Raw genomic sequence first — 308 nt, 5'->3', positions numbered from 1 at the left:
AGCTTCCCTTCGGCATTCCATCGCACCAAGTCCCCGGTGCGATAGAGCCGGCTGCCGTCGGTGACCATCGGATTGGCGACGAAGCGCTCGGACGTGAGCCCGGCGCGATCGTGATAACCGCGCGCCAGGCCGATGCCTCCCAGGTACAGCTCGCCCGGCACGCCGGGAGGCACCGCGTTGAGGTCGCCATCGAGCACCCATGTCGAGATGCCGGTGATCGGGGCGCCGATCGGCACTTGGCTGCGGCCGTCGTCGCGGCAGGTCCAGTGCGTGACGTCGATGGCCGCTTCGGTGGGGCCGTACAGGTT

At 68.8% G+C, this 308-nt stretch carries 1 protein-coding gene; it reads right to left on the bottom strand.

Annotated features, from left to right (window positions below):
* Positions 1 to 308 (bottom strand): AMP-binding protein (locus ACTJKJ_RS27320; protein WP_440823332.1); only part of this gene is annotated, 308 nt, incomplete at both ends.

This window comes from Roseateles sp. 22389, assembly GCF_052044995.1.
Taxonomy (GTDB): domain Bacteria; phylum Pseudomonadota; class Gammaproteobacteria; order Burkholderiales; family Burkholderiaceae_C; genus Roseateles.
This window is presented reverse-complemented; position numbering and strand designations above follow the sequence as displayed.